At 60.5% G+C, this 25,076-nt stretch carries 27 protein-coding genes; 15 read left to right on the plus strand and 12 right to left on the minus strand.

Going from position 1 to position 25,076, the window contains the following annotated elements; genetic code table 11:
- The first annotated feature begins 68 nt into the window (after positions 1 to 68).
- Genes fabZ through lpxB form a run of 4 tightly spaced genes read left to right on the plus strand, consistent with a single transcriptional unit; the run spans position 69 to position 3,248 of the window.
- Positions 69 to 527 carry a 3-hydroxyacyl-ACP dehydratase FabZ gene (gene fabZ, locus AB1495_RS13440; RefSeq protein ID WP_005853421.1) on the plus strand — a complete coding sequence of 153 codons (459 nt, stop codon included), beginning with the start codon at positions 69 to 71 and terminating at the stop codon, positions 525 to 527.
- Entirely contained in the window at positions 527 to 1,309 is a 783-nt protein-coding gene (gene lpxA / locus AB1495_RS13445) for an acyl-ACP--UDP-N-acetylglucosamine O-acyltransferase (RefSeq protein ID WP_074634958.1), read from the plus strand. The genes fabZ and lpxA overlap by 1 nt, the downstream gene beginning before the upstream one ends.
- Positions 1,309 to 2,100, plus strand: a complete 792-nt coding sequence (locus AB1495_RS13450; protein ID WP_074634957.1) for an LpxI family protein — start codon at positions 1,309 to 1,311, stop codon at positions 2,098 to 2,100. Before lpxA ends, AB1495_RS13450 begins: the two co-directional genes overlap by 1 nt.
- The gene (lpxB, locus tag AB1495_RS13455; RefSeq protein ID WP_074635197.1) at positions 2,097 to 3,248 is read left to right on the plus strand and encodes a lipid-A-disaccharide synthase; all 1,152 of its coding nucleotides are present in this window, start codon (positions 2,097 to 2,099) and stop codon (positions 3,246 to 3,248) included. Before AB1495_RS13450 ends, lpxB begins: the two co-directional genes overlap by 4 nt.
- A 148-nt stretch (positions 3,249 to 3,396) precedes the next feature.
- Here lpxB and mnmA read toward each other — a convergent pair whose 3' ends face one another.
- The gene (mnmA, locus tag AB1495_RS13460) at positions 3,397 to 4,539 is read right to left on the minus strand and encodes a tRNA 2-thiouridine(34) synthase MnmA (RefSeq protein WP_074634956.1); all 1,143 of its coding nucleotides are present in this window, start codon (positions 4,537 to 4,539) and stop codon (positions 3,397 to 3,399) included.
- Positions 4,540 to 4,705: 166 nt separating this feature from the next.
- Between mnmA and AB1495_RS13465 the strand changes: the two genes are divergently transcribed.
- The 5 genes from AB1495_RS13465 to AB1495_RS13485 all read left to right on the plus strand — a co-directional run bounded on the left by AB1495_RS13465 (position 4,706) and on the right by AB1495_RS13485 (position 10,321).
- Positions 4,706 to 4,984 (plus strand): DUF1153 domain-containing protein, encoded by a 279-nt coding sequence (locus AB1495_RS13465; RefSeq protein ID WP_037944233.1) that lies wholly within the window; start codon positions 4,706 to 4,708, stop codon positions 4,982 to 4,984.
- A gap of 97 nt (positions 4,985 to 5,081) precedes the next feature.
- Positions 5,082 to 5,801, plus strand: coding sequence for a response regulator transcription factor CtrA (gene ctrA / locus AB1495_RS13470; protein ID WP_005853432.1), 720 nt, complete (start codon positions 5,082 to 5,084; stop codon positions 5,799 to 5,801).
- Between the two features lie 85 nt (positions 5,802 to 5,886).
- A complete protein-coding gene (gene ligA, locus AB1495_RS13475) occupies positions 5,887 to 8,007 on the plus strand; it encodes an NAD-dependent DNA ligase LigA (protein WP_074634955.1) in 2,121 nt (706 codons plus the stop codon).
- Entirely contained in the window at positions 8,004 to 10,094 is a 2,091-nt protein-coding gene (recG, locus tag AB1495_RS13480; protein ID WP_074634954.1) for an ATP-dependent DNA helicase RecG, read from the plus strand. Before ligA ends, recG begins: the two co-directional genes overlap by 4 nt.
- 98 nt (positions 10,095 to 10,192) lie before the next feature.
- Positions 10,193 to 10,321 (plus strand): hypothetical protein, encoded by a 129-nt coding sequence (locus tag AB1495_RS13485; protein ID WP_005853439.1) that lies wholly within the window; start codon positions 10,193 to 10,195, stop codon positions 10,319 to 10,321.
- Between the two features lie 274 nt (positions 10,322 to 10,595).
- Here AB1495_RS13485 and AB1495_RS13490 read toward each other — a convergent pair whose 3' ends face one another.
- Positions 10,596 to 11,051: an iron-sulfur cluster assembly scaffold protein gene (locus tag AB1495_RS13490; protein ID WP_009824566.1), complete on the minus strand. Its 456-nt coding sequence runs from the start codon at positions 11,049 to 11,051 to the stop codon at positions 10,596 to 10,598.
- Positions 11,052 to 11,126: 75 nt separating this feature from the next.
- On the opposite strand from AB1495_RS13490, the gene hisI reads away from it, so the two are divergent.
- The gene (gene hisI, locus AB1495_RS13495; protein WP_197145696.1) at positions 11,127 to 11,492 is read left to right on the plus strand and encodes a phosphoribosyl-AMP cyclohydrolase; all 366 of its coding nucleotides are present in this window, start codon (positions 11,127 to 11,129) and stop codon (positions 11,490 to 11,492) included.
- Positions 11,493 to 11,495: 3 nt separating this feature from the next.
- On the opposite strand, the gene gluQRS is transcribed toward hisI, so the two are convergent.
- The 3 genes from gluQRS to AB1495_RS13510 form a co-directional block, all read right to left on the minus strand.
- The gene (gluQRS, locus tag AB1495_RS13500; protein WP_074634952.1) at positions 11,496 to 12,332 is read right to left on the minus strand and encodes a tRNA glutamyl-Q(34) synthetase GluQRS; all 837 of its coding nucleotides are present in this window, start codon (positions 12,330 to 12,332) and stop codon (positions 11,496 to 11,498) included.
- Positions 12,329 to 13,681 (minus strand): methylenetetrahydrofolate--tRNA-(uracil(54)-C(5))-methyltransferase (FADH(2)-oxidizing) TrmFO, encoded by a 1,353-nt coding sequence (gene trmFO / locus AB1495_RS13505; RefSeq protein ID WP_074634951.1) that lies wholly within the window; start codon positions 13,679 to 13,681, stop codon positions 12,329 to 12,331. Before trmFO ends, gluQRS begins: the two co-directional genes overlap by 4 nt.
- A 298-nt stretch (positions 13,682 to 13,979) precedes the next feature.
- Positions 13,980 to 14,765 (minus strand): enoyl-CoA hydratase, encoded by a 786-nt coding sequence (locus tag AB1495_RS13510; RefSeq protein ID WP_074634950.1) that lies wholly within the window; start codon positions 14,763 to 14,765, stop codon positions 13,980 to 13,982.
- Positions 14,766 to 14,822: 57 nt separating this feature from the next.
- Here AB1495_RS13510 and AB1495_RS13515 point away from each other — a divergent pair, with 57 nt between their 5' ends.
- Positions 14,823 to 15,242: a PaaI family thioesterase gene (locus tag AB1495_RS13515; RefSeq protein ID WP_005853451.1), complete on the plus strand. Its 420-nt coding sequence runs from the start codon at positions 14,823 to 14,825 to the stop codon at positions 15,240 to 15,242.
- Positions 15,243 to 15,329: 87 nt separating this feature from the next.
- Here AB1495_RS13515 and AB1495_RS13520 read toward each other — a convergent pair whose 3' ends face one another.
- Entirely contained in the window at positions 15,330 to 15,560 is a 231-nt protein-coding gene (locus AB1495_RS13520) for a DUF1127 domain-containing protein (RefSeq protein ID WP_005853453.1), read from the minus strand.
- A gap of 98 nt (positions 15,561 to 15,658) precedes the next feature.
- Between AB1495_RS13520 and AB1495_RS13525 the strand changes: the two genes are divergently transcribed.
- From AB1495_RS13525 to AB1495_RS13540, 4 genes are all read left to right on the plus strand, one after another.
- A complete protein-coding gene (locus AB1495_RS13525; RefSeq protein ID WP_074634949.1) occupies positions 15,659 to 17,089 on the plus strand; it encodes a PLP-dependent aminotransferase family protein in 1,431 nt (476 codons plus the stop codon).
- A gap of 162 nt (positions 17,090 to 17,251) precedes the next feature.
- The gene (gene rplM, locus AB1495_RS13530; RefSeq protein ID WP_005853457.1) at positions 17,252 to 17,713 is read left to right on the plus strand and encodes a 50S ribosomal protein L13; all 462 of its coding nucleotides are present in this window, start codon (positions 17,252 to 17,254) and stop codon (positions 17,711 to 17,713) included.
- A gap of 2 nt (positions 17,714 to 17,715) precedes the next feature.
- Positions 17,716 to 18,216, plus strand: a complete 501-nt coding sequence (gene rpsI, locus AB1495_RS13535) for a 30S ribosomal protein S9 (protein WP_005853459.1) — start codon at positions 17,716 to 17,718, stop codon at positions 18,214 to 18,216.
- Positions 18,217 to 18,393: 177 nt separating this feature from the next.
- Positions 18,394 to 19,383 carry an LLM class flavin-dependent oxidoreductase gene (locus AB1495_RS13540; protein ID WP_074634948.1) on the plus strand — a complete coding sequence of 330 codons (990 nt, stop codon included), beginning with the start codon at positions 18,394 to 18,396 and terminating at the stop codon, positions 19,381 to 19,383.
- Here the strand turns inward: AB1495_RS13540 and AB1495_RS13545 are convergent.
- From AB1495_RS13545 to AB1495_RS13570, 6 genes are all read right to left on the minus strand, one after another.
- The gene (locus tag AB1495_RS13545; protein ID WP_005853462.1) at positions 19,380 to 19,997 is read right to left on the minus strand and encodes a TetR/AcrR family transcriptional regulator; all 618 of its coding nucleotides are present in this window, start codon (positions 19,995 to 19,997) and stop codon (positions 19,380 to 19,382) included. The two genes, AB1495_RS13540 and AB1495_RS13545, sit on opposite strands and share 4 nt — an antisense overlap.
- On the minus strand, positions 19,990 to 20,859 hold the full coding sequence (gene ppk2 / locus AB1495_RS13550) for a polyphosphate kinase 2 (protein ID WP_037966363.1): 870 nt from the start codon (positions 20,857 to 20,859) through the stop codon (positions 19,990 to 19,992). Before ppk2 ends, AB1495_RS13545 begins: the two co-directional genes overlap by 8 nt.
- A gap of 52 nt (positions 20,860 to 20,911) precedes the next feature.
- Positions 20,912 to 21,874, minus strand: coding sequence for an alpha/beta fold hydrolase (locus AB1495_RS13555; protein ID WP_074634947.1), 963 nt, complete (start codon positions 21,872 to 21,874; stop codon positions 20,912 to 20,914).
- 1 nt (position 21,875) lies between these two features.
- Positions 21,876 to 22,808: a homoserine O-succinyltransferase gene (gene metA / locus AB1495_RS13560; protein ID WP_005853468.1), complete on the minus strand. Its 933-nt coding sequence runs from the start codon at positions 22,806 to 22,808 to the stop codon at positions 21,876 to 21,878.
- Positions 22,809 to 22,891: 83 nt separating this feature from the next.
- Positions 22,892 to 23,746 (minus strand): ATPase, encoded by an 855-nt coding sequence (locus AB1495_RS13565; RefSeq protein WP_074634946.1) that lies wholly within the window; start codon positions 23,744 to 23,746, stop codon positions 22,892 to 22,894.
- Between the two features lie 163 nt (positions 23,747 to 23,909).
- The gene (locus tag AB1495_RS13570; RefSeq protein WP_367581966.1) at positions 23,910 to 24,998 is read right to left on the minus strand and encodes an OmpP1/FadL family transporter; all 1,089 of its coding nucleotides are present in this window, start codon (positions 24,996 to 24,998) and stop codon (positions 23,910 to 23,912) included.
- Positions 24,999 to 25,076: the final 78 nt, after the last annotated feature.

The following is a 25,076-nucleotide window of genomic DNA, read 5'->3' on the forward strand; positions in this document are numbered from 1 at the left end:
TCCCCCCGCTTGCCCATGGCGGCCAGAATTGGTAGCCAGCATACAGCTTTTAACAGACAGGACATGCAATGACTGACACCCTGCCAAGTGCCGATATCCAGATGATCCAGCGGATCATTCCGCACCGCTATCCCTTTTTGCTGGTCGATAAAGTGGTCGATATCCAGGGCACGCAAAGTGCTGTCGGGATCAAGAATGTCACGATGAACGAACCGCATTTTCAGGGGCATTTCCCCGGCATGCCGATTATGCCCGGCGTCACCATCGTAGAGGCGATGGCGCAGACCGCTGCGGTGATGGTCGGTGTCACGCTGGAAATGGCGGATAAGGACATGAAGGTCTATTTCATGGCCATCGATAAATGCAAATTCCGCCGCAAGGTCGTTCCCGGTGACGTCGTCCGGATGGAGCTGAACACCCTGCGCGGCAAACCCGGCGGCAAAGTCTGGAAATTCGGTGGCGTCGCGTCGGTCGAGGGCGAAATGGCGGCCGAGGTTGAATTCACTGCGATGATGGACCTGTCCTGATGGGCAACATCCACCCAAGCGCTGTGATCGAGGAGGGGGCGCAGATCGCGGCCTCTGCCACGGTTGGCCCGTTTTGCGTCATCGGCCCTCGGGTCGTGCTGCATGACAACGTTGAGGTGAAGTCCCACGCCATCGTCACCGGCGACACCGAAGTCGGCGAAGGCACGGTGATCTTTTCTTTCGCGGTTATCGGTGAAATCCCCCAAGACCTTAAGTTCAAGGGGGAATCCAGCCGGCTCGAGATTGGCAAACGCAACCGTATCCGCGAACATGTCACCATGAACGGCGGTACCGAAGGCGGCGGCGGCGTGACCAGGATTGGCGATGACGGGCTGTTTATGGCGGGCTGTCACATCGCCCATGATGCGATCCTTGGCGACCGGGTGATTGTTGTGAACAACGCCGCCGTCGCGGGCCACTGCATCATTGAAGACGATGTTCTGATCGGCGGGCTGGCCGGTATCCACCAATTCGTGCGCATCGGTCGCGGGGCCATCATCGGCGCTGTGACGATGGTAACAAATGACGTGATCCCCTACGGTCTGGTGCAAGCGCCGCGTGGGGTCTTGGACGGGCTTAACCTTGTCGGGCTCAAGCGACGCGGTGTCACCCGCGCCGACATCACGGCCCTTCGCGCGGCGTTCCAGATGCTGGCGCAGGGCGAGGGGACATTCCACGACCGCGCCCGCCGTTTGGGCGAGGAAACCGGCAGCGATTACGTCCGCGAGATCGTCGATTTCGTGCTGGCCGACACGGGCCGCCATTTTCTGACACCGGGTTGATGCTGGCGCTGATCGCAGGGGGCGGCGGACTGCCTCAACGGGTGGCCGGCGCGCTGACTGACGCGCCTTTGATCTGCGCCTACGAGGGGACGACACCCACCGGGCTGGTGCCGGATCTGGTGTTCCGGCTTGAGACGCTTGGCACTTTGCTGGCCGAGCTGACTGCGCGCGGCGTGACGCAGGTGTGTTTCTGCGGTGCCGTGGCTCGACCGTCTTTCGATCCGTCCAAACTGGATGCGGCAACGCTGCCCTTGGTGCCGGTCTTCCAGAAAGCCCTTGCCGCGGGGGACGACGGTGCCCTGCGCGCCTTGGTCAATATTTTCCAGACAGCGGGGCTGACCGTTGTCGCCGCGCATGAAATTGCGCCGGACCTGATGGCGCGCGAAGGCGTGGTCAGCCAACGACAGCCGGATGCGCAGTTGCAAGACGATGCTGCGCGCGGTGCTGCGCTGGTGCGCTGCCTTGCCTCGATGGATGTGGGGCAATGCTGCGTCGTCGGGCAGGGGCAGGTCATGGGGATCGAGGCGATTGGCGGCACGGACCACTTGCTGTCGACCCTGCCTGATCGTGCGCGCTTGGCCAGCGCGGTGCTGTTTAAAGGTCCGAAACCGGGCCAAAGCCATCTTGTCGATATGCCCACTATCGGGCCCGACACCCTACGCCGCGCCCATGAGGCAGGGCTGGCGGGCGTCGTGATCGAGGCGGGGTCTGTCATTCTGCTGGAACCAGACGCCAGCGTCGCCTTGGCGGATGAATTAAACCTCGTGCTATGGGCACGGGCCGCGACATGAAGGTGTTCATCATCGCGGGCGAACCTTCGGGCGACCGTCTGGGGGGGGCACTGATGTCAGGGCTGAAATCCCTGCGCCCCGACATCACCTTTGACGGGATCGGCGGGACGGATATGGCCGCCGAAGGGCTGAGCAGCCGTTTTGATATGTCCGAACTGTCTGTCATGGGCATCGCCGAGATCCTGCCGAAATACAAATCCTTGATGGCGCGGATCAACGAGACGGCGCAGGCCGTCATTGACGCCAAGCCCGATGTGATGATCACCATCGACAGCCCCGATTTCTCGCTCCGCGTGGCCAAGCGGGTCAAGGCGGTATCGGATATTCGCACGGTGCATTATGTCGCGCCCACAGTCTGGGCCTGGCGTCCTGGGCGCGCGAAAAAGATGGCGCGGTATATCGATCACGTGCTTGCGCTTTTCCCCTTCGAGCCGCCCCTGATGGAGGCCGAGGGCATGGCCTGCGATTTCGTCGGCCATCCCGTGGTCGGAGAGAAAATCGCTACACACCGCGAAGCCGCTGCCTTTCGTCAAGCCCACGAGATCGGCGATGCCCCCCTGATGCTCGTCCTGCCCGGATCGCGGCGGTCAGAGGTGGCGCGTCTGTCGGATGTGTTCGGCGATGCAGTGGCCCGTTTTGCCCGGACACATCCTGATCTGCGCGTGGTCATTCCCGCCGCTGGTCCTGTGGCAGACGCGGCGATTGCGCAGACCCAGGGCTGGACGGAGCGCCCCATCGTGCTGGACCCGCGTGCGGGCAGCAGGGAGGAAGGTGCCGCGATGAAACGGGCGGCGTTTGCCGCCGCGGACGTGGCACTTGCGGCCTCTGGCACCGTGTCGCTGGAACTGGCCGCGGCATCGCTGCCGATGGTGATCGCCTACCGGATGAACTGGCTCAGCTTCCGTTTGATCAAGGCGATGGCGCTGATTGATACGGTGACTTTGGTGAACCTTGTGTCCGACACGCGCGTCGTACCGGAGTTTCTGGGCCCCGATTGCACCGCCGATAAGATCGCTGGCGGTTTGGCGCATGTCTTTGCGCATCCCGAGGATCAAAAGGACGCGATGGCGCTGACGATGGAGCGGCTCGGCAAGGGGGGCGAGAGCCCGGGCCTGCGCGCGGCGCGGGCGGTATTGGCAAAGCTGTAGGTCTAGAGACTGGCTATAGATTAAAATGAGGGGCGCTGCCCCTCAAACTCACGACCCTATATGAGGGGCGCTGCCCCTCAAACTCACGACCCTATATGAGGGGCGCTGCCCCTCAAACTCCCCGGGATTTCAAACCATTTGGAAGGGGTTAGCCTTTGTGGATCCAGCCGCCGCCGAAGATGCGGGTGCTTTCGGGGTCGTAGAAGACGCAAGCCTGACCCGGCGAGATCCCTTCCTCGGGGGTGAGCAGCTCTACCGTGGCTTCGGTATCCGAGATCGGACGCAGGATCGCGTCTGTCGGAGGGCGTGTAGAGCGTACGCGCACAGCAATGGGCCATTCGCTTTGCGACATGAGCGGGGTGTCACCAAGCCAGTTAATCTCTTTCACGGGCACGGTACGGGTGGCCAGCATCGATTGAGGCCCCACGACGACCTGCGCGTTATCCGCATCAAGTTTCACCACATAGAGCGGGTCGGCCAAGCCGCCGATGCCAAGGCCACGGCGCTGCCCGATGGTGTAGTTGATCACCCCGTCATGCTGGGCCAGCACATTGCCGTCGGTGTCGACGATATTGCCGGGGTTGGCGGCTTCGGGGCGCAGTTTGCGGATCACCGAGGCGTAGTCGCCATTCGGCACAAAGCAGATATCCTGACTGTCGGGCTTGTCCGCCACGCTCAGCCCGTATTTCGCCGCCAGCGCCCGCGTGTCGTTTTTGGACGGCAGGTGGCCAAGGGGGAAACGTAGATAGTCCAGTTGTTCGGGCGTGGTCGAGAACAGAAAGTAGCTTTGATCACGATTGGCATCGGCGGCGCAATGCAGTTCGGCCCCGTCGGGGCCCATCTTGCGCTGGATATAGTGACCGGTCGCCATGCAATCGGCATCCAGATCCTTGGCCGTTTCCAGCAGATCCTTGAACTTCACCCGTTCGTTGCAGCGGATGCAGGGAACGGGCGTGGCCCCGCCCAGATAGCTGTCGGCAAATTCGTCAATCACGGCGTCCTTGAACACGTTTTCATAATCCAAAACGTAATGCGGGAACCCCATTGATTCCGCGACACGCCGCGCATCATGGATATCGATGCCCGCACAGCAAGCCCCTTTGCGCGCCAGTGCCGCACCGTGGTCGTACAGCTGCAGGGTGACGCCGACGACGTCATAGCCTTCCTCGGCCAGCATGGCGGCGACCACGGAACTGTCGACACCGCCCGACATCGCCACAACGACGCGGGTGTCGGCAGGTGCTTTGGCAAAGCCCAACGAATTGAGCGGCGGGGTGCGATCAAGCGGCATGAGAATACTCCGGGAGGTTTGAGGCTTAATATAGGAAAATTAGCGGTACTCTCAAGGGGCGACTTCACGGGTCGTTAACATGCGGCGACCTAGCCTGCACCGGATCAAGAACGGGCCGTGAACAGGGCGCGCGTCTTATGTGTAAGGGGTGAAAAGGGGAAAAAAAGTGTATTTGAAAAAGGTCGAACGACCCAGGGCGGTGACCTTGCCCGACGGGTCCAGCTTTAGCCTTGCGGATCTGCCGGATCGCAATACCCGCCGGTGGGTCGCATCGCGCAAGGCTGCGGTGGTGCGCGGCGTGTTATACGGGCTGATCACTGAGGCGGATGCGGAAGAACGCTACGGTGTGGGGCGGGCGGAATTTGTCGAATGGGTGCGCGCTGTCTCTGAACATGGGGAGGCGGCTTTGCGGGCCACAGCGCTACAAAAGTATAGACAACTTTAAGTTGCTCGCCTAACAAGTTGAGCACTATTAACGAGTGGTTAAACTATTTTGTTCACGGTGCCTTTTATACCAAATCCATTTGAGCGGAGTGAGACACATGCGAATTTTGTTGGTCGAAGATGACCCAACCACCTCCAAAAGCATCGAACTGATGCTGACCCATGCCAACCTGAACACCTATACCACCGATTTGGGGGAAGAGGGCATCGATCTGGCAAAGCTCTATGACTACGATCTGATCCTGCTGGATCTGGATCTGCCGGATATGAACGGGCATGATGTCTTGCGGCAATTACGGCTGAGCAAGATCCAGACGCCGATCCTGATCCTCTCCGGCTCTGACGACACAGAAAACAAGATCAAGGGGTTCGGCTTTGGTGCTGATGACTATCTGACCAAACCTTTCCACCGCGAAGAACTGGTGGCGCGCATCCATGCGATCATTCGGCGGTCCAAGGGCCATTCGCAATCGGTGATCAACGTCGGGCGCGTGTCGGTCAATCTGGACGCCAAATCGGTGACGGTGGGGGATAAGCCCGTGCATCTGACCGGCAAGGAATACCAGATGTTCGAACTGCTGAGCCTGCGCAAAGGGTCGACCCTGACGAAAGAGATGTTTCTGAACCATCTTTACGGCGGCATGGATGAACCCGAGCTCAAGATTATCGATGTTTTCATCTGCAAATTGCGTAAAAAGCTTAGCAATGCCACGGGCGGCGAGAATTACATCGAGACGGTCTGGGGCAGGGGATATGTGCTGCGCGATCCGGCCACCATGGGCTACCCCGAACAGGAAAGATTGGCCGTCGGCGGCTAGCCACAAAGGAGAGGGAAATATTCTAGACGCGGGGGAGTTCCCTGCGTATCTAGACCCCAGTTGAAACAGCAGGCTGGGGCTTACCGTGACTGATAAAACCGCACTTCAGGAGCTTTCCGAAGAGGAGGCCAAAGCCGAATTGGCGCGGTTGGCTGACCTGTTGGGGCGGGCGAATGCGGCCTATCACACGCAGGACGCGCCCGACCTATCAGACGCGGAATATGATCGCCTGAAACGTCGCAATCAGGCGATCGAGGAACGGTTTCCCCGCCTTAAACGCGCTGACAGCCCCAGCGACAAGGTCGGAGCTGCGCCGGCGGAAGGGTTCGGCAAGGTCCGGCATGACGTGGCGATGCTGTCCTTGGGCAATGCCTTCGAGGATGAGGATGTTGTCGATTTCGATGCGCGCATCCGCAAGTATCTGGGGCTCCCGGTCGGGACGCCGCTGGCCTTCACCGCAGAGCCCAAGATTGACGGGCTGTCTCTGTCGCTGCGCTATGAAAACGGGGATCTGGTGCAGGCCGCGACCCGTGGGGATGGTGCGGTCGGGGAAAACGTCACCGCCAATGCGCGCACGATTGATACCATTCCGACACGGATCAAGGGCGCACCGGCGCTGCTTGAGGTGCGCGGCGAAGTCTATATGCGCCACGACGACTTTGATGCGCTGAACGCCCGACAGACGGCCAATGGCGGCAAGACCTTTGCCAACCCGCGCAACGCCGCCGCCGGATCCTTGCGCCAGTTGGATGCCGAGATTACCCGCGCAAGGCCGCTGGCGTTTTTCGCCTATGCCTGGGGGGCCTTGTCCGCGCCACTGGCCGAAACGCAGTTTCAAGCGATAGAGCGGCTTAAGGCATTCGGGTTTGACACCAACCCGTTGACGACGCTCTGCGATGGCCCGCAAGAGATGATCGCGCATTACCGTAAGATCGAAGAGCAACGCGCGACGCTTGGCTATGACATCGACGGCGTCGTCTACAAGGTGAACGATCTGGCGTTGCAAGACCGGCTTGGCTTTCGCTCCACCACCCCCCGTTGGGCAATTGCGCATAAATTCCCTGCAGAACTGGCCTGGACCCGGCTGGAGGATATCACCATTCAGGTCGGCCGCACCGGCGCGCTGTCGCCGGTGGCGCGGTTGCATCCGGTGACCGTGGGGGGCGTCGTTGTCTCGAATGCGACGCTCCATAACGAGGATTATATCAAAGGGCTCGACAGTAAGGGGGCCCGTATCCGCGAGGGTAAGGATATCCGCGTCGGCGACTGGGTGCAGGTCTACCGTGCGGGGGACGTGATCCCCAAGATCGCGGATGTGGACCTTGGCAAGCGACCCGAGGACGCCGAAGCCTATATCTATCCAACGACCTGCCCGGAATGTGGCAGCGATGCCATCCGCGAGGAAGGTGATGCGGTGCGTCGCTGTACGGGTGGTTTGATCTGCCCTGCGCAAGCCGTTGAAAAGCTGAAACATTTCGTGTCACGCGCGGCTTTTGATATTGACGGTCTGGGCGCGAAACAGGTCGAACAATTCTATGCCGATGACTGGATCGCGGAACCGGCGGATATCTTCACGCTCAAGGCCCGCTATGGCAGCGGCATGCAGCAGCTCAAGAACCGCGAGGGCTGGGGCGAGAAATCTGCCGATAAACTGTTTCAGGCCATTGAGGATAAACGCAAAATCCCCCTGTCGCGGCTGATCTTTGCGCTTGGCATCCGCCATGTGGGCGAAGCGGCGTCGAACCTGATCGCGCAGCATTACGGCAGCTGGACCGCGTTCGAGGCTGCGATGGGCCATGCAAAATCCGGGGATGGCCCCGCCTGGGACGATCTGATCGGTGTGGACGGCGTCGGTCAGGTCATGGCGCAAAGCCTGGTAAGCACCTTTGCCCAAGAGGCCGAGCGTGCCTCGATCGACCGGCTGGTAACGGAACTGTCGGTGCAGGATGTGGCGCGCCCCGATACCGAAGGCTCCCCCGTGGCGGGAAAAACCGTGGTCTTCACCGGCACGCTTGAAAAAATGACTCGCGCCGAAGCGAAGGCGCGCGCCGAACGTTTGGGGGCCAAGGTCTCTGGCTCGGTCAGTGCGAAAACCGATATTCTGGTCGCGGGGCCGGGGGCTGGCTCCAAGGCCAAGAAAGCGGCAGATCTGGGCATTCAGACATTGGACGAGGACGGCTGGCTTGCGCTGATCGACGGCGCATGACCGGCCGGCCCGAGGCGCTTTTCCCCCTTTTTGCCAAGCTCGAAACGTTGGAAGGGGTCGGGCCGAAGACCGCGCAGAACTTTGCCCAGCTTGGGGTGATGGCCCCGCGGGACCTGTTGTTTACGCTGCCGTATTCCGGCATCGACCGACGCCTGCAGCCCAGTGTCAAGGATGCGATCCTGCCCGCCACTGTCACCGTGGCGGTCACCGTTGGCGCGCATCGGGCCCCTGCAAACAAGGGCGGGGCCTACCGTATTCATGTCGAAGACAGCGCCACCGCCTTTCAGCTAGTCTTCTTTCACGCGCGCGGGGATTACTGGAAACGACAGATGCCCGAAGGGTCACGGCGCGTGGTGTCGGGGCGGGTAGAGCTTTTTGACGGCATCCCCCAGATGGTGCACCCGGATTTCGTCGTGCCCGAGGCCGAGGCGGGCGATATTCCGACGTTTGAACCGGTCTATCCGCTGACCAGCGGGATCACGCAAAAGCTGATGTATAAGGCCACGCGGGCCGCATTGTCGCGGGTGCCAGAGGTCGGCGAATGGATTGATCCTAATCAGAAAAACCAAGAGAACTGGCCAGATTTTCCAGATGCGCTGCAACAGGCGCATGCCCCGAACGACATGGCTGACCTTTCTGCCGCGGCGCCAGCGCGGGCGCGGCTGGCCTATGATGAATTGCTCGCCCATCAACTGACGCTTGCCCTTGCGCGCGCCAAGGACCGGCGGAAGGCGGGGCGCAAGACGGTTGGGGATGGCCACCTGCAGCAGCGCGTGCTTGGCGCATTGCTCTACGCGCCCACCGGTGCACAGACCCGCGCCATCGCCGAGATTGCAAAGGACATGGCCAGCGGGGCGCGGATGAACCGCTTGCTGCAGGGGGATGTGGGCGCGGGCAAAACGCTGGTCGCCTTCATGGCATTGTTGCGGGCGGTTGAGGCAGGCGGGCAGGGCGTGCTCATGGCCCCGACAGAAATCCTTGCGCGACAACATCTTGAAGGCTTGCGCCCCTTGGCCGAACAAGCGGGTGTGGTGCTTGAGCTCTTGACCGGACGCGACAAAGGGCCCGAACGGCGCGCCAAGCTGAGCGCGCTGGAAAGCGGCGCGATCCAGATCCTTGTGGGCACCCATGCGGTGTTTCAGGCCGATGTCGCCTTTGGCGATCTGCGCCTTGCGGTGGTGGATGAACAGCACCGCTTTGGGGTGCGCCAGCGGCTTGAGCTTGGCAAAAAAGGGCAGGCCGTCGATGTTTTGGTCATGACCGCGACGCCGATCCCGCGGTCGCTGGCCCTTGCGCAATATGGCGATATGGACGTGTCTGTGCTGGATGAAAAGCCGCCCGGACGCAAGCCCATCCGCACCGCCCTGATTGCCACCGACCGGATGGAGGAGGTCGTGACCCGCTTGCGCGCCGCCATCAGCGAAGGGCGGCAATGCTATTGGGTGTGCCCGCTGGTCGAAGAAAGCGAGGTCAGCGATCTGATCGCCGCAGAGGCGCGGTTTAAACACCTGCGTGCGGCATTGGGCGAAGGCGTGGTCGGGCTGGTTCATGGGCAGATGCCGCCCGCCGATAAAGACGCGGCCATGCGTGCCTTTCAGCAAGGGCAGACAAAGCTGCTGGTCGCCACCACGGTGATCGAGGTGGGCGTCGACGTGCCGAACGCCAGCATCATCGTGATCGAGCGCGCCGAAAGTTTCGGGCTGGCACAGTTGCACCAGCTGCGCGGGCGCGTGGGACGGGGGCAGGCGGCCTCTACCTGCTTGCTGATGTATCAAGCCCCGCTCAGCGAAAGCGGCCGCCAACGGCTGGAGGTTTTGCGCGAAAGCGAGGATGGTTTTGTGATCGCCGAGACGGACCTGAAGATGCGCGGGACCGGTGATCTGATCGGCACGGCGCAATCCGGCGTACCGCGGTTTCGGGTGGCGGATCTGGAGAAACAGGCGGCTTTGATGCAGGTCGCCCAATCGGATGCGCGCGCCTTGCTGGCTGTGGACCCTGATCTGACCACCCCGCGCGGCAAAGCCGCCCGGCTGCTGTTATGGCTGATGCGCCAGGACGAGGCGATCCGTTTGATATCAGTGGGTTAGCGATTTAATCTCATTTTGTTCTCTTTTGTTCTCATAAAGTTCTTTACACAGGGGTTTGAAAATGAGAACAAATAGGCAACGGAAACGGGAGAACGCAAATGACCACGATCCTTACAGTCAAAGCCATTGCCAAACGGTCGAAAGACACGTTGTTGCAAGATGCCGCAGGGGCGGCTGCCTTGGTTGTCATCCTCGTGGTCGGTCTGCACCTTCCCGCCTTCGTTTGACTTCTGCCTGCGTAAACCGTGTTGTTTTGATCTAGCCCGCGCATCTGTCCCAAACTCTATGCGTTGGCGAAGTCCGCAATACCTTCGTCCCTGTGCCCGAGTTGTCCCCCTCTGTCACGGATCAAAACGAGCCTTCACGGTCACCGCACCCTTACGCCGCCATCCTGCCCGGATGTGCGGCGTTTTTTTTGTGTAGGCGTTCGGTGGGGGGCGTTCACGGCTCGGGCGGCATCGCTGCCACGGTGCTATTTGCGCAGAAAGCCGAGGAACGGGCCTAGCCGTTTTGCGCGACCGATTGGGTCTGTTCCATCGCTTCGGCCAACGCCTCTATCGTCAGCAGGATGGACGCATGACGGTTTTTATAGGCCACTGCGGGGGTCAGCACTTCGAACCCGTCGAAGGGGGCGTCGGGCACGGGGCCTTGGCCTTTCAACATCGCTTTCAACTGATCCCGCGCCGTCTGGATCTGATCCAACGTCGCACCAACTGCCGCCGCACCGGCAACAGCGGCAGAAGCCTGACCCAACGCGCAGGCCTTCACATCCTGCCCCATCTGCGCCAGCTTGCCATCTTCGACCACGACATCGACCGTGACGGTGGACCCACATAGGGGCGAGCGCCGCGTGACGCTGGCATCGGGATTTTCCAAGCGCCCCAGATGTGGGATGTCAGCCGCAAGCCCCAAAATCCGCGCCGAGTATAGCTTGATCAGGTCTGTCTCGTCACTCATGGCTGTTCCTCTGTGTCGTTAACCCTTACATAAGCCTTCACGCGGATGATGCAAAAACAAACTGAAGGCACGGCGATGGACTTTGACACCAGCACATTGAAATTCAACGAAGCAGGGCTGATCCCCGCGATTGCACAGGATGCGACCACGGGCGAGGTGTTGATGATGGCGTGGATGAACGCGCAGGCCGTCACCCAAACGCTGGAAACCGGCCGCGTCACCTATTGGAGCCGCTCGCGCCAGTCATTCTGGATCAAGGGCGACACCAGCGGCCACGTGCAAGAGCTGGTCGAGCTGCGCATTGACTGTGACCGCGATTGCCTGCTGGTGAAGGTGCATCAGACGGGGGCGGCCTGTCACACAGGACGGCGAAGCTGCTTTTATACGCTGGTCGAAGACGGTACCGAACGTATCACGCTTGACGTAATGGATGATGAATAGGCGCTAAAGCCCTATCAGTGCACGAATATCTTGTGGTGACGCGCCTTCGCTCCGGTACAAGGAGATTGCGCGCGCGTCATCGCGTTTTGCCAGCCGCTTGCCATTTTCATCACGGATCAGATCGTGGTGGAAATAGCGCGGGGGTTTGTGGCCCAGCAGATCCAGCAGCAACACTTGCACCTGAGTGAAGTCAAACAGATCCACGCCGCGCACCACATGGGTGATCCCCTCGCGGATATCGTCGATGGCAGAGGCAAGGAAGTAGGCGGCGGTCTGGATGTCTTTGCGCCCCACCACGATATCACCGATCTTTGTCAAAAGCGCAGCGTGATCAACGGGATGCGGGCCGGCGTGTAGCGGCCCGTCCTCTATGAACCCCAGCCCGTCTGAGGCTTGCCCAAGCGCGCGGTCCATATGCAGGCGGATGGCGTCATTCGGTCCGCGGTCGTCCATGCGGCGCGTTTTGCAGGTTTGCGGATAGACGCTGTGCGGTGCCCCTTCCTGCGGCGCGGCGAGCGCGGCGGCAATATCCTTGCGGCTACAGCGGCAGGGATAGGTCAATCCACGTGAAGAAAGCGCCTCAACACTTTGATTATACACATCAAGGCTTTCTGATTGCATCAGGGGTGGTGCATCCCATGTGATGCCTAGCCACGCCAGATCATCCAACGCTTGGCGCATGTATTCGGGCTTTGATCGCTCCAGATCCGTGTCTTCGAACCGCAGCAAGAAGCTGCCACCTTGGGAGCGCGCCATATCGTGGGCCACCAGCGCCGAATAGGCGTGCCCCAGATGCAGCGGCCCGGTGGGCGACGGCGCGAACCGGGTGCGAAAGCTCATGCTGCGGGCGTGGTGCCGTCCAACCAGTCCTGCCAGTCTGTCTTGGCGCGGTCGGTGTAGGCTTTGTAGCGATCCTTGCGGCCGCGACGGCCGGATTTCAGCCCCTCGACCGGTGGGAACAGGCCAAAGTTGACGTTCATCGGCTGGAAGGTTTTCGCATCCGCGCCGCCAGTGATATGGGTAATCAAGGCGCCGGTCGCAGTGGTCGGCGGGGGTGGTGCGGCCGCTTCGCCCTTGATCTCGGCCACGGCCAGACGCCCGGCAAGCAGTCCCATCGCAGCGCTTTCCACATAGCCTTCGACGCCGGTGATCTGCCCTGCAAACCGTACGTTCGGCTGGCTGCGCAGACGCATCTGGTCGTCCAACAGCGTGGGCGAGTTCAGGAAAGTATTGCGGTGGATACCGCCGAGCCGCGCGAAGGAGGCATTTTCAAGCCCCGGGATCATCCGCAGCACCTCTGTCTGGGCCCCGTATTTCATCTTGGTCTGGAAGCCGACGATATTATACAACGTGCCCAACTTGTTATCTCGGCGCAGTTGCACCACGGCATAGGGTTTGTTGTCGGGATCATGGGGGTTGGTCAGGCCGACGGGCTTCATCGGGCCAAAGCGCAGCGTTTCGCGCCCGCGTTCGGCCATCACCTCGATCGGGAGGCAGCCGTCGAAGTAGCCCGCCGTCTCACCTTCTTTGAATTCGGTTTTATCCGCGGCCAGCAACGCGTCGATGAACGCCTCGTATTGGTCCTTGGTCATCGGGCAATTGAGGTAGGCGGTACGCTCTTCCTCGGTCTCGCCCTTGTCATAGCGCGATTGCATCCACGCTTTGCTCATATCGATGCTGTCGTGGTAGATGATCGGCGCAATCGCGTCGAAAAAGGCCAGTGCCTCGGCACCGGTTTCGGCAGCAATGGACTGCGCCAGATCGCCCGAGGTCAGCGGGCCGGTCGCGATGATCCAATGACCCTCGCGCGGCAGATCGGTGATCTCGCCATATTCGACAGAGATATTTGGATGCGCCATCAGCGCATCTGTCACCGATTGCGCGAAGGGATCACGGTCCACCGCCAAGGCACCGCCGGCGGGCAGGCGGTGTTTCTCCGCTGTTGCCATGATCAGCCCGTTGGCGGCACGCATCTCCCAATGCAGCAGGCCCACGGCGTTCTGTTCGTTATCATCCGAGCGGAAGGAGTTGGAGCAGACCATTTCCCCCAGCAGCCCCGTCTGATGCGCGAAGGTGCCGACCTTGGGCCGCATTTCATGGAGCACAACCTGAATGCCCGCGTTCGCCGCCTGCCAGGCGGCCTCTGATCCGGCCATGCCGCCGCCGATGATATGGAGTGTATGTGTCATGCCAGCGATGTAGGGCAGGGGCTGTCGCGGTGCAATAGCCAGCGGTGCCTGTCGCGAAACGCGTGCCCGCCGCCCATTGGGCTGTCAAACACATCAACTGAATGTGAAGGGGGATTTTTGGGGTCGCCGCTGCGGGAACGGTCGGTCAGTGAGAGGCTGACCTGGAGGGACCTTCCGCCGGCGGCGACCCAAAATCATCAAGGCATCTGCCTTGTCTTATTTGTGCCACAAAAGCGCCCGAATTGAAAGCACGAATTCGTGATCGGTGCGGCACCACCGGAAACAGTCTGTTTCCGGCTTACTGATCCCACTCAGGGGTGCGTTTTTCCAGAAAGGCCGCGATGCCCTCGGCCGTGTCGGGGTTGAGCATGTTTTCCACCATCACGTCGCCCGTGTAGACATAAGCTTGCGCGACCGGCATGGCGAGCTGCGCATAGAAGGCCTGTTTGCCGATCTTGACCGCTGTGCCCAGCTTGTCCGCGATCTGCTGCGCCAGCGCTGTCGTCTGCGTCGCAAGCTCGTCTGGTGGGGCGATACGGTTGATCAACCCCAGCTCGCGGGCGCGGGCTGCATCGATAAACTCGCCCGTGGTCAGCATCTCGAACGCTTGTTTGCGCGGGATATTGCGGCTGAGCGCGACCATCGGGGTCGAGCAGAACAGGCCGATATTCACCCCGTTCACGCCAAAGCGCGTATCCTCGGCCGCGACCGCAAGATCGCAGGTCGCGACCAGCTGACATCCCGCGGCCGTGGCGATGCCGTGGACTTGCGCGATCACGGGCTGGGGCAGGGACTGGATGCGCGCCATCAGACGGGCGCAGCGTTCGAACAGGTCCTGGAAGCCGGCGACACCCCCATCCTTGGCGTCGCGCAACGCGGTCATCTGCTTCAGATCATGCCCGGCGCAGAACGCCTTGCCCGCCCCGGCGAGGATGACGACCCGCATATCAGGGCGATGCGCGATCTCGTCCAGACGCGCCTGCAACGCGGCAAGCATCTCGTCCGACAGCGCGTTCAACCGGTCCGGCGCGTTCATCGTCAACCGGACTACCGCACCGTCACATGCCATTTCGACCATTGTCATCTTGAACCCGTCCCGCTTTTCCCAGAGCCTAGCCGCGACATATGAGGGAGGACAAGTATGCCAATTATGATGGATGCCGATGCGCTCGCGGTTTTTATGAAAGACGTGTTCAAGCAGGTCGCCGATGATTTCGCCATCGACCATGTCGGAGAGACGGATCTGACCACACGTTTGCTCACCGCGGACCGGCACCTGCGCCCCGGCGGCACCGTGTCCGGCCCGTCGATCTTCGCGCTGGCCGATGTCAGCGCCTATCTGATGACCTTGGCGCGAATCGGGCCCAAAGCGCTGGCGGTGACCACAAACTGTTCGATCGATTTCATGCGCAAGCCCGCGGCCAATACCGATCTGATCGCCAAGACGCGGTTGCTCAAGCTTGGCAAGCTGCTGTCGATTTGTGATGTGCTGGTCTATTCCGAAGGGCTGGACGACCCTGTCGCGCGGGCATCTCTGACCTATGCCATTCCGCCACGCTGATTGTACCCCACACTGACGGGTACAATCGAAAAAAGGGCCGGTATTTACCGGCCCGAGTGAAGAGGTCTGGAGTGCGCCACAGGGACGTTACGCCTTCCAGAACACCCGAATAGACTCATCATGAGCCTGTCGCGGTGTGAGTCCCACGTCTGCCAACTGCCAAGGCTCAAGCTGTGCGAGCGCTTTGCGTGTCCGGCGACGCGATGCCATCTTCGTGACGCAGACCGCAAATTTGACCGCAAGAACAGCGGCAAACGGTGTGCTGCGCTGGTTCAGGATTGCCACAGTTTCGTGGTTGAGGGTCAGGGTCTGTGTCATGAGAATCTCCTATTTCTGAATTGTATTGACACAATGTTACGTTTTGCCGTAACAAAGGGGTACAAAATGCGATACATTTTGAAAAGGAAAACATTGTAATGGGTACAATTTGGCAACCTGATCAAATTGACGGGCCAGGCCCCAAATACAAAGCCGTTGTTACAATGATACGAAACGGTATCTCGAACGGCGCTTTATCGGCGGGGGAAAAACTGCCGCCGGTGCGGGAGTTGGCATGGAAGCTTGGCGTCACGCCGGGGACTGTGGCGCGGGCCTATACGATGCTGACCGAAAGCGGGACGTTGCAGGCCGAGGTCGGGCGCGGCACCTTTGTCGCCCTGCCGCCCACGACCCCCGATCGCAATAGCCCGATCGAGATGGATGTGATCGCCCACCACGTGCATCAAGGAACCAAGAACTACCCCGCGGATACCTATGCCGTGAACATGTTCTCGCCGCACCTTCCATCGGCGGGGCAGGCGACGCTGATCCGCAATCTGATGGCCGAGGTCGCTCAGGATCCGGCGTCAGGTGTGATGCATTATCCCAGCCGCACCGGCGCGCGCCCCGCCCGCGAAGCCGTGGTCAAATGGCTGGCCGGCACGCCGTTGGGATCCTTTACCGAGGCCGATGTGATCCTGTCTCACGGCGGGCAAAACGGTCTGTCGCTCGTGTTCCAGTCCATCCTGCAAGGCCGACGCCCCGCCATCGCGATTGAAGAGCTGTCTTACCCCGGTTTCCGCCGCGCGGGCGAGCTGCTGCGCGCCGATGTCATTCCGGTGGCTATGGATAAAGACGGCGTGATCCCCGAAGCGCTGGACGAGGTGGCGCGGAACCATGATCTTCAGATTTTCTGCACCTCGCCCGAAGTCCATAACCCGACCGCCGGTTTCACACCTGTGGCGCGCCGCGAGGCGCTGGTTGAAGTGGCGCGCAAACATGACTTTCAAATTGTCGAGGACGATTGTTATCGCATGCGCGTAGAGCGTGCGCCGACCTACCGGATGCTTGCGCCCGAACGCGGCTGGTATGTATCGTCACTGGCCAAGACCCTGACCCCTGCGCTGCGCATCGGCTTCGCCATCGGCCCCCGCCAGCGCACACCCGAACTGCGTCGCGTGGCCGAATATAATTGCTTTGGCCTTGCGACCCCGTTGATCGACCTTTGTGCCAAGCTGCTGGTGCATCCCGATATCGACACCATCGCCGAAGGCACGCGTCAGGGCTTTAACGCCTATGTCCAAAGCGCGGTGAATATACTGGGCGGGTATGATGTGGCGTGGCGCACCAACGTGCCATTTTTGTGGCTAAGCCTGCCGGTTGGCTGGCGGGCGGGTGCGTTCTGTCAGGCGGCTGAAGGGCAGGGCGTTCAAATCCGCTCGGCCGAGGAATTCGTCTGCCGCGATGCCCGCGCGCCCCATGCAGTGCGGCTTGCGATCAACGCAGGCGTGGCGCTGCACAGTTTTGAGGATGCGATCATGCGCCTGCGACATCTGCTGGACTCTCCACCCGAGCAGTTGAGCGTGTGATTTTTGTGGGGTATAATAATACCTAATTTGCAAGGCATTGTTTTTGTGTGAAAAAATAGGGAATGTGGCGCTTGACGCGGCGAAGGGCGTGTTTATAACCCAGCCATCAGATAGCGGGGTTCGGTTTCGGACCCTTTCACCAAAGTAACGGGAATTCCCTCCATGAAAACCTTTTCTGCAACACCGGCAGATATCGACAAGAAATGGATCATCGTCGACGCTGAAGGCGTCGTCCTTGGCCGTCTTGCATCGATCATTGCCATGCGTCTGCGCGGCAAGCACAAGCCTTCCTACACCCCTCACATGGATTGCGGCGACAACGTCATCGTGATCAATGCCGAGAAAATCCAGATGACCGGCAAGAAGCGTGAAGAAAACTTCTACTGGCACACTGGCCACCCCGGCGGGATCAAAGAGCGTACCAAAGCTCAGATCCTTGAAGGTGCGCACCCCGAGCGTGTTGTGACCCAAGCTGTCAAGCGCATGCTGCCCGGCAACCGCCTGAGCCGCCAGATCATGACCAACCTGCGCGTTTACGCCGGTTCCGAACACCCCCACGAGGCGCAAAGCCCCGAGGTTCTGGACGTGAAATCCATGAACTCTAAAAACACGCGGAGTGCATAAGCATGGCTGATGAAATCAAAACACTCGAAGGCCTCGAAGCGGCCGTAACCGAGAACATCGGTGGCGTTCAGGGGACAGAAGTTGAAATGACCCCACGCGAGCCCGTGCGTGACGCGCAAGGCCGCGCCTATGCAACCGGTAAGCGTAAAGATGCGGTTGCCCGCGTCTGGATCAAACCAGGTTCCGGTAAAGTCATCGTAAACGGCAAAGCGCAAAACGAATATTTTGCACGCCCCGTTCTGCAGATGATCCTGGCACAGCCATTCACCATCACAGGCACCGACGGTCAGTTCGACGTTGTTGCAACTGTGAAAGGTGGCGGCCTGTCCGGTCAGGCGGGCGCGGTGAAGCACGGTGTTTCCAAAGCACTGCAGCTCTACGATCCCTCCCTGCGCGGCGCGCTGAAAGCGGCAGGCTTCCTGACACGCGACAGCCGTGTTGTTGAGCGTAAGAAGTACGGTCGTGCGAAAGCGCGTAAGAGCTTCCAGTTCTCCAAGCGTTAAGCTTTACGTTACAGTTTTTGGAAAAGGCCGCTCCTGCTGGGGCGGCCTTTTTCGTATGCGCCTGAGGCCAGCCGACCCTTCGGGGAGAGTTTATTTCGCAAAATGAAGCCGGCGGAGTGGTTTTGTTTTCAAGGCCGCGTGCTTAGGTAAAGGATGCGTTAAAAACGGAGCCGCCCCATGCGATATTCAGTGCTTGATCTTTCCCCCGTGCCCGAGGGGTCAGATGCCCGCCAAGCCATTGCGAATACGATTGATCTGGCAAAGCGGACCGAAGCGGCGGGCTATCATCGCTACTGGATGGCAGAGCATCACAACATGCCGGGGATCGCTTCTGCCGCGACATCGGTGTTGATCGGGCATGTGGCGGATCACACCTCGACCATTCGTGTGGGCGCGGGGGGTATCATGTTGCCGAACCACGCGCCGCTGGCGATTGCAGAGCAGTTTGGCACCCTTGCCACGATTCACGGAGACCGGATTGATCTGGGCCTTGGCCGCGCGCCCGGTGGGGATCAGGCCGTGTACCACGCCTTGCGGCGCGGGATGCAAGGGGGCGACCGTTTCCCCGAAGATGTGGCCGAGCTGATCGGCTATCTTGGCGAGGCCCCTGCGGGGGCGCGTGTGATGGCGCATCCGGGGCAGGGCACGCATGTGCCGGTGTGGATCCTGGGTTCTTCGCTTTATGGCGTGCAGCTGGCGGCGCATTTTGGGCTGCCCTATGCCTTTGCCTCGCATTTTGCCCCCGATGCGTTGGAAGACGCCGTGGCGATTTACCGTCGCGATTTCAAACCCTCGGCGCAGTGGGAGAAACCGCATTTCATGTTGGCGGCGAATGTTTTCGCGGCGGATACCGATGAAGAGGGGGCCTACCTTCGGACCTCCATGCAGCAGGCTTTTGTGCGGTTGCGCACCGGTAAACCGGGCAAGCTGCCGCGTCCTGTGCGCGATATTGACGCCGAAGTTGGCGTTCAGATGCGTCAGGCCGTCGATCAGGCCCTGCGGGTCACTGCCGTTGGCAGCCCCGAGCGCGTCGCGCGGCAACTGTCGCAGATGATTGAGACATATCAACCGGATGAATTGATCCTGACAGGGCAGATCCACGACCACGCCGCGCGGGTCAAATCCTTCGAGATCGCGGCACAGGCCTTGGCGGAGATCGCCGCCTAGTCGTCCGGTCCAACCAGCCCAAGGCCGCGCAGGTAGATGCCTATGCCGCTTTCCAGCAGATCATCTGCGGGAAAGGGAGAGGCCCTGCCGGGGGAATTCCGGGCGAAGAGTTCAACAACCCCGTGGCTCAGCGCCCAGATATGGGCCGAGAACATCGAGGCGGGCGGGCGTTTTTCCAACGGGATATGCTGGCTGAGATCGCTTGCGGCCTGTTCCAGCACCCCATTGGCCCGCGCCGCAGCTGCGGCTAGATCGGGGGTGCGGTTGACGGAAATGCCGCTTTCGAACATCGCGATGTAATGACCCGGATAATCGCGGGCGAAGGCAAGATAGGCGCGGCCCGTCGCCTCAAACGCCTTGAGCGCGGAAGGCTGGCCGGATTGATATGCGGCTTCCATCAATTCGGCAAAGATATCATAGCCTTGCAACGCGCCTTCGGCGATCAGGTCTTCGCGGCCTTCGAAATGCCGATAGACGGCTGCGGGGGTGACACCCGCCTGTTTCGCCGCCTCTGACAGGGTGAACCCCGTGGGGCCGCGATCCTCGATCAGTTTGAGCGCGCCGTCGATCAGCGCCTGTCGCAAGTTGCCGTGGTGATAGCCGCGTTTAGGCATCCCAGATATCCGGCCCGCCGCAAATCTGGTCATCAATCGCGCCGATCGCTTTGGTGTCTTTGCCTGTATAGTCAAACGCGTGGAGCACGGTCCGGATCGCTGCCAGCCGCGCGCGGCGTTTATCGTCAGAGCGGATCACCGTCCACGGGGTCTGCGGCGTATGGGACCGCTGCAGGGTGTCCTTGATCGCGGCGCTATAGGCGTCCCATTTCGCCAGCCCTTTGACATCGATGATGCTGAGTTTCCATTGTTTCAGCGGGTCGCCTTCGCGCGCGAGCATCCGCCGCAGCTGTTCGCCGCGGCCTACGTTGAGCCAGAATTTGAACAGGTGTAGCCCGTCGTCCACCAGCATCTTTTCCAGCGGGACAACCTGATCGAAGAAGGCTTCACGCTGGGCCTCGGTGCAAAAGCCGAAAACCGGCTCGACGACGCCGCGATTATACCAGCTTCGATCAAAGAATACCATGTCGCCGGCGGTCGGCAAATGCTTGATATAGCGTTGAAAATACCACTGACCAGCTTCGGTTTCGGTGGGTTTGGGCAGGGCCACCACATGGGCGGCACGCTGGTTCAAATTCTGACGGAAGCGCGAGATGGTGCCGCCTTTGCCCGCAGCGTCGCGGCCTTCAAAGATCATCGCGATACGCGTGCCGGTGTCGCGCGCCCATGCTTGCAGCTTGACCAGTTCGATCTGGAGCCGATCCATCTCGCGGTCATATTGCTTGCGCCCCAGACGTTCGGAATGGGGGTAACTGTCGCTCAGGATATCGTCCTTATCGGCGCGTTTGATCGCCTTGTTGATGGGCGCGGGCGCGTCGTTTTCGAAATAGGCGCTGATCGCACCGTCAAAGGGCAGGTCCATGGGGGCCTCCTCAAATATCCTGTTCACCCTAACTTATGGAGCGTTCTGTCCCCTAGCGCAAACCCGCACGTGTCGCTGCGCGGTCGATGGCGGCGATGACGTCGGGTTGGGTCACATGTTGTGGCATATGGCCGATGCCGGGCAGGGTGGTCAGCACCGCGTCGGGCAGTTGCGGCGTGGCGATTGCCGCGTGGACATCCAGCGGGACGATGGTGTCTGCGGTGCCGTGGATTAGCTCGACCGGCATGGTCAGCGTATCATATTTCGGGACCATCTTCTTGATCTCGGGCAGCAGCGTGTTCACCTGTTGGGCATTGGCGCGCATGGACATCCGGCGCAGGGACAGGCCGGTGCCGATGTGGTCACTATAGCCGTCAGGCGTGGCTTGCGGGGAAAAGATCGCGCCGACGCTGGCGCGCACAAATCCCTGCGGCACAAAGGCGGTGACCAGCGGGATCACAATACCCGACCCGAAGGCAGAACCAGTGATCTTGTACTGCCATCCAAGGTCACCTTCCCACGGCTCGGACACGGCGGATACGAGCACCAGCGCCGCCGTGTCATCGGGCCGCGACAGACCCCACGCCAGCGCCACCGCGCCGCCATAGCTGTGCCCCAGGACGATCGGAGTGTTCACTCCAAGCCTGTCCGCTGCCTTTTGCAACAGCGCGGCCTGTTCATGTGGTGTGGCCGCAGTGGCATTCCATGCGCCCGCGTGTTGGGGCAAATTGTCGGTCCAGCCGAGCCCCGGACGGTCGAACAGGATAACGCGGTAGCGGTCGCTCAGCTGGTCCACCATGTCAAAGGTGAAATCCCGCATATTCCCTGACGCCCCGTGGATCAGCACCAGATCCGGCCCGCTGCCCTGCACCTTGGCATGGACCTTGACGCCGTCGATATCGATCAGCTCGCCAATCGGCGGGTAGGCGGCGTTGGCCGCAGCCTCGCGCGCGCTGGCCCGCCAGTGCACCACGATCACCAAGCCCAGGGCGACCAGCGTCAGGATCAACAGCATGCTACGTCCCAAAATTGCTGCGACCGATGTCGTTCAGATCGTAGTGGGTGGTCTGGTAGATCTCGTTGATCCAGTTGCCGTAGAGCAGATGCGCGTGGCTACGCCAACGGTTCAGCGGCACCTGCGCGGGGTCATCATCGGGGTAATAGTTGCAGGGCACGTTGATCGGCGTGCCTTGGGCGACATCGCGGTCATATTCGTCCTTCAATGTGTCGCGGTCATATTCAAGGTGATTGAAGATATAAAGCGCCCGATGCCCTGCATCTTCGACCAGACAGGGGCCGACCTCCTTGCTGCCGAGCAAGGTGGTCAGGCTGGGCACGGCGTCGACCTCTGCCGCGCGCATTTCGGTCCAACGACTGACCGGCACCACCAGATCATCCGAGAACCCGCGCAAATAGGGCGACGAGGGTTCGAGGTTGCTGTGGCGGAAGCAGCCGAATGCCTTTTCCTCCAACAGATGCTTTTTGATACCGTGGAAGTAATTGATCATCGCCATGCCACCCCAGCACACGCCGAAGGTCGAATGGACATTGGTCTGGGTCCAGTCAAAGACGCGGGTAAGCTCTTCCCAATAGGTGACGTCGTCAAAGTCCAGATGCTCTATCGGGGCACCGGTGATGATCAGCCCATCGAATTTCTCGTGGGTGACTTCCTCGAACGGGCGGTAAAAGCTTTCAAGGTGATCTGCGGCCGTATTGCGCGACTGGTGGTCGGACATGCGGATCAGGCTGAATTCGATCTGCAAGGGCGTGGCCCCGATCAACCGCGCGAACTGGTTTTCTGTCTGGATCTTTTTCGGCATCAGGTTCAGCAAGGCAATGCGCAAAGGCCGGATGTCCTGACGCGCCGCCATTTCCTCATCCAGCACCATGACACCTTCGCGCGTCAGCACGTCATAGGCAGGCAGGTCGGAAGGCAGTTTAATCGGCATGTCGGTATTCCACGTCTAGGGGCTCAGGTCTTGCATCATCTGCGCCGGATTTAGATAAGCGCCCGCGCAGAGGGCGCCAAGGGTCACGCGCTTAACGTCCCCGCGATCAGGTCGTTGAAATCATCCTCGGATTTGAGCCCGGCCACCTGATCGGCAGTCACGGTCACGCCCCATCGCGACATCGCCTCGTAGCGCGGCTGTCGGTGGGCAAGCGCTTGGGCGTAGGTCCAGCGGATAAAGGCATCCGGATCGACATCATCCTCTTTGCAGTTGTTTTCGCTCAGATATTCCTGCCACACCCGCAGCAGGAACTCGGGTTGATAGGCCATCGGCTTGGGGGCTTTGTCAAAGCGGCGGATCAGCTCTTGGGTGTGAGCATCGTCGCCCTTGATCCAGACCGGCAGACATTCCGCCGACAGGGTTTGTATCAGCGGATCATTATCGTCATCGGGGTCCACCCATTCACAGATCGAGCCGCCGGTGTCACAGATGAAATGCGGATACTTATAGAGTGCCTGCGCACGGCGGGCAAAATGGCCGGTGTCGCGCAGCGCCGCGATCTCTGCCTGTTTGAACGCTTCCTGTCGGGACGCATATTCCGCCATCGGCAAGCCACCCTTGGCCGCATCGCCGGGCTTGCCCAGCCAGGTCGCCACGGGAGAGAGATTATCAAAGGTGATGTTTGACCCGATGTAGATGCTATCGCTCAGCAGAAGATCCCGCAGGAAGGGCACCTTCATCGCTTCGGCCTTGGCGTTGTCGGCGATGGTTTCACCCAAGTACCGCGTGCCGATCCGGTAGTCGATGGAGTAGTGGAACCACCCCCCAGATTGCCGCAGCAGATGCGCCATATGCGTCTTGCCCAGACCCGACATGCCAAAGACCAGCACATGTTTATGCGGCGCGGCACGCCACGCATCGGCAGAGGGGTAAAGCATGGGTCGTCTTCCTTGGAACGTCTTGTTTCGCAATGAGTAGCCTAGCCTGTGCCCAGACACCAGACGCGAGCCATCGGCCACGAGACGTCAGACATCGCGCCCCCACAAAAAATAGCCCGCCACATTGCTGGGGCGGGCTGATAGAGCGTTGCTGTGGTAGGGCTTAGAAGTTGTAGCCGAACTTAACCCCGACAGAGACTGCAGAGTTGTCTTCGAAGTTTGCCTGCGGCGTATTCTGTGTGGTTGCCCGCGCATCGCCAAGCTCGGTATAGCGCACGCCCAAGCTCACGTCGAACTGGCTTGTCGCCTGATACTTAGCGCCCAAGGACACATACCGCGCACCATCGGTTGGCGCGAGCGGAGAGACTTGATCGTCACCGTTCGCTCGCTGGTATCCGATCGCAATCGAGCCAGACCACTGGTCGTTGAAGCGACGGCCGACGCCAATTTCATAATCGGTGGAATCTTCGATTGACGTCAGGCTCGCACCGCGTGTCAGAACGTTAAAGACGTCTGGTGATACGATGGTATCGGAATAGCGTGCGTAGCGGATCGAACCGAAAACGAGCGTATCAGCCGCGACCCCGGTTTGAAATTCCAGGTTGAGACTTTCGGGCGTCTCGACTTCGGTGTCTGTGCGTCCTGCTGGGTTGATGGGGGCACCGTTGCTGGTTTCCAACGTCGACAAATCATGTGTAATTTTCGAGTTATACGTCAGCGCAACGCGCATCGCGATGTCCGGCTTTTCAAATGCCGCACCGATTACATATCCGACGGCACCGTCAGAATCGAAGTCTGCACGATACCCGCTGAGCGGCCCGTATCCTGCACCTTGCAGCGCAACAGTCGCATCGACTTCTTGATAGCGCAGACCGCCGTGCATGCTGAAAGAATCGTTAAACTTGTACCGCGCCAAAGCGGTAATCGCGAAGCTGTCCACAGTCGCCTGGGTTCCACCATAGGACGGGGAACTTGGTACTGCGGGGTACAGAACGTCTGACCCGAATGGTTCATCAACGACAACAGCAAAGGACAGCTGATCGGAATACTGATACTTAAGACCGCCGCCAATGACATTGAAATCTTGGGCAATATTGCCTGTATCGCCACCACCGCGCACGTCGGTGCCGTCAATAGAAGGCGAGACGCGGCCAAAGCTGAATTCGAAACGGTTGCCATCTTCGAACAGAATGCCGATGTCTTGGCCAGAACGATCCAATCCCCCCGCGTGCAACGTGGATGCGCTGCCCAACAGGGCCGCCATTGCGATTACTCGATACGTCATCTCTAAATACTCCTCCCCAGAAGCGATGCAGCCACAACACGCAGC

Origin of the sequence: Sulfitobacter pontiacus (assembly GCF_040790665.1) — a bacterium.
Lineage (GTDB): Bacteria > Pseudomonadota > Alphaproteobacteria > Rhodobacterales > Rhodobacteraceae > Sulfitobacter > Sulfitobacter pontiacus.